This window comes from Pedobacter sp. 05L430 (genome assembly GCF_056397585.1).
This window is the reverse complement of record NZ_JBFTNT010000382.1, coordinates 1-3534: the sequence shown is the minus strand read 5'-3', so window position 1 is coordinate 3534 and position 3534 is coordinate 1. Positions and strand designations below refer to the sequence as shown.

General features: G+C 39.3%; 3 protein-coding genes. All 3 read right to left on the bottom strand.

What is annotated here, in order from left to right:
* Positions 1-1878 (bottom strand): carboxypeptidase-like regulatory domain-containing protein (locus AC1DG9_RS25160; RefSeq protein ID WP_477635474.1); only part of this gene is annotated, 1878 nt, incomplete at its 3' end.
* A 167-nt stretch (positions 1879-2045) separates the two neighbouring features.
* Complete coding sequence (locus AC1DG9_RS25155; RefSeq protein WP_337716666.1) at positions 2046-3080, bottom strand: FecR family protein; 1035 nt, start codon at positions 3078-3080, stop codon at positions 2046-2048.
* Between the two features lie 66 nt (positions 3081-3146).
* On the bottom strand, positions 3147-3534 hold a 388-nt coding region (locus AC1DG9_RS25150), incomplete at its 5' end, for an RNA polymerase sigma factor (protein WP_477635473.1).

The following is a 3534-nucleotide window of genomic DNA, read 5'->3' as shown; positions in this document are numbered from 1 at the left end:
CTTGTGTTCTCCCTGAAGGTTAAAAGTATTTAGTGTACGATAGCTCTGTTTTAAAGAATAAATGGTGCTTTTTACTTCTCCGGGCAAACCAGTATATTCGTAACCACCATTCATATTGGTGGCTYGTGTTTCGCCTCCCCAGCTACCCAGATACTGCATGCTAATTTCATTTCGGGTATCGAAGCGATAAGTTAAACCACCCAAAACACCATAATTAAGTGTTTCGTTACCTGTATTTTCCTTATAGGTCTGGTACCGACCCATGTAAAGATTGTTCGGAGTAATGTAATTTGGAATATTTCTTGGGCTGCTTACCTGCGGGTTTCCGGTTACCACACCCTGATAAATACTGTATTGCTGAATATCACCACCCGAAATATCTGTGGTACGGCGATAGTAGTTACCACCAGCTATAACACCCAGTTTATGTTTTTTAAACAAGGTATAACTATTACCAAAAGTTGCAGAGTATAACTGATTTAAAGGAGCCTGTTTATACTTGGTAGTAAGCACAGGATCAAAGCCCTGCATTATCCCGTTAATACGACCAACTTCCTGCTTTGCCGCGGGACTGTACCCGCTGTTCGAAATCATATTCTGGATCTGGTTTAACCCGCCTTTATACTGTGTGGCCAGGTTTAAGAAATCAGCAGACAAATTCTTGTTATTGATCTTATCCCCCAAAAAGCCCATATCGCTATTGAAAAAACTATTATACTGTCCCCCTATCCCGATATTTGAGTTAAAACCAGATTGAATAATTACATTCACCACCATGCTATCGGGCACAGACTTGGTTTTCAATTCTACAATACCTGCTGCTGCATCTGCAGGTTTATCAGGTGTAACTGTTTTATAAATGGTAACATTATCTAAAAGAGAGGCGGGTACCAGATCGAAAGGAATTGAACTTCTGTCAGGATCTGACGAAGCTAAGCGTACGCCATTCAACTGGCCAACTACACTCCTGTCTCCCAAACCACGGATAGCTACATATTTATCATCAGTTACTGTAACCCCAGGCACTCTCTGCAGCGCCTGTGTTGTAGTAATACTTGCTGTACGCTCTATCTGAACTGCAGATATGGCATCTTGTACAATAGCCGCTTTTTTACGCTCGTCGAGCACCGCCACCTCTGTATTTGTCTTCCTACGGGCCTGAACAGTTACCTCGCCCAATTGGGTAGAGGATGATTTCAGTAAAATTCTCAACTCTTTAGTATTCGCATCAACCTTAATTTCTCTACTCTGATAACCGATGTAAGAAATCACAAGTATCGCTCCGCCCTCAGGTACGGTAATACGGAACTTACCATTCATATCAGTAGATGCGCCACCACCCATTGTTTTAATGCGAATACCTACGCCAATTAGTGTTTCACCAGTTTTCTCATCTACAATCGTTCCTGAGATAATTATGGGGACTGGTTTTTTAGTAATTACAACATAACCCTCAATTACTTTATACTCCAGATTAGTATTGTTTAAAACTTTAGCCAGCGCATCGGCCACAGTAATCTCAGTAGCATCTATGCTTATTTTTTTTGTGATTTTATTTAGCAGGCTTACCTGGGCATTGATCTGTATGTTCGATTGCTTTTCTATTGTACTTAAACAATTTTCGACACTTGCATTTTCCAGCTTAAGCTTAATTTTCTGATTCAAATTCTGACTGCGAACAGAGCTGGCAAATAGCACTCCAATAAATGTGAGGTTGACAGCGATCAGAAGGAACGAGCATTTCATAAAGAAATAAATTTTATCTGTTACCAGATTGTTATTAGCCATCTTGCTAAACTTCTTTCTGATGATAATAGCACCTTTTAATAACATGCTAATAAATCGAAAAGAAGAACGCAGATGTAATCCTTTTTGCATATTTTTGATCATTACGGGTTTTCGCCAGTGGCGGATATCTGTTAATATTTATCTCTGGGCTGATGCGTCTTCGAAAACAACCAGCTCGTTGATGATTTTTGCGTCCTCCTTAGCGGGAGGGCGTTTCTTTTTTTAAGTCCAGGTGTTACATATCTTGTCCTTTCCGATTAATTAATAGTAATGTGATTGCCTTGAATATGATATTTAAATTGTCCCGAGACACTTAAAATCTTCATTAAGGTATTGATAGGTACATTTGCCGTCAGGTTGACTTTTAACAACTTTGAAGCGTTTTTTTTATTTTTAAAACTGATTTCCACGTCATACCACCGCTCCAGAATATTTGCGATTTCTGATAGAGGGACTTTATTAAACACCAAACGTCCATCTTTCCATCCGCTGATATCCTTAACCAATACAGAGCCTAATGTTTTTATATGATCAGTTTCATTCCATGTTACCGTTTGCCCGGGCATCAATATGGCAATTGATTCTGTTTTGTTAGTGGCATGCCTATCCACGCTAACCTTACCTGTACTTACAGAAACAGTAACCGGCTTATTAATAAATGCATCTACTTTAAAAGAAGTACCTAATACCTTGGTTGTGATTATTCCGGTATGGATAATGAATGGTTTCTTTGGATTTTTAGTAACCTCGAAAAAGGCTTCTCCTTCCAGATTTATTTCTCTGGTACTTCCATTAAATTTTTCTGCATAACGCAATTTACTCTCAGGCCCAAGATAAACCTGTGAGCTGTCAGGCAGCGTTATAATCGTTCTGCGTCCGCTAGGGTTATGTTTTTCTACATAAGCAACCACTAATGACTCATTGCTTCTTTTGGATGTAATAACCCAAAGTCCGGCCCCAATAAATAATGTTGCCCAGATTGCTGCGTATTGCCAGTTCGTAATTCTTTTAATAAATGGAATAGGCGTATTTTTTGCAACGGTTATTTCTGAGTTTAGAGATTCTTCATTGATCCGCTGATGTATTTTTCTTTTCCAGTCAGCCATCTGCTGTGAGTGGTGGTCTGTATCATTGGCATTAGTTTCATTTACCCATTGTTCATTCCATACTTCATCAAACAGTTGCTGAGCATTCTCCTGCTTAAGAAAGTCTCTCACTAATTTTAATTCCTCCTTATTACAGAGGCCGGCAAGGTATTTTTTAATGAGGGCCTTATCTATTTTTAAATTCATTGTATCTATCCTTCACCTACAAGACACCGATAAACGTTAGGCAGGGTGAGCGGAAATGAAAAAAAATTAAAAAAAGATAATAACAGTTAGTAGGATCGTGATATCGATGTGTTCTTTAAGACTCTCCCGCAGATATTTGAGCGAAACCAGCATCTGGGTTTTGATTGTATTTACAGAAAGGTTCATGCTTTCTGCAATTTGCGGATAAGTCATTTGTTCTTCACGACTTAGTTTAAAGATTTTCCTTYGCTGCGGGCTTAGCTGGCTTAGTTTCAGCTGGTATACCTGTTCCAATTCCTTGTACTGAAGACGATGGTCTGCTGAATGGCTAACAGTAGCCGCCTGCTCTGGCAAAAAACTAATGTCTGCAGTGAGCAGCTCCTTTTTACGGAGATGATTGAACATCACATTTTTCATTGCTGTAAACAAGTAGGCACTGAATTCTCCGGTAACC